This is a genomic window from Pseudomonas sp. HY13-MNA-CIBAN-0226, assembly GCF_040310305.1.
In the GTDB taxonomy this organism is placed as follows: domain Bacteria; phylum Pseudomonadota; class Gammaproteobacteria; order Pseudomonadales; family Pseudomonadaceae; genus Aquipseudomonas; species Aquipseudomonas gregormendelii.
The window spans coordinates 1-235 of sequence record NZ_JBEOPS010000638.1; the positions used below are offsets into that span (position 1 = coordinate 1).

Genomic DNA, 235 nt, shown 5'->3' on the forward strand with positions numbered 1-235 from the left:
GGAGGCCGGGTTGCCAGCAACGGTGATGGACACGGTGCCGTCGTTGCCGACGGTGAAGGTCTTGGCGTCGGGCGGCACCACGACAGCAGGCTCCAGGGCGAAACCGTTGGCGGTCACGATCTGGCCGTTGGAATCCAGGTGGAAAGTGCCGTCACGGGTGTAAGAGGTGGTGCCATCCGGCTGCAGCACCTGGAAAAAGCCGCGGCCATTGATCGCCATGTCCAGGGGCTGGCCG

General features: G+C 65.5%; 1 protein-coding gene. It reads right to left on the reverse strand.

The window, feature by feature from the left end:
* The coding region (locus AAEZ05_RS30235) for a flagellar hook-basal body complex protein (protein ID WP_350650362.1) at positions 1 to 235 on the reverse strand (235 nt) is incomplete at both ends.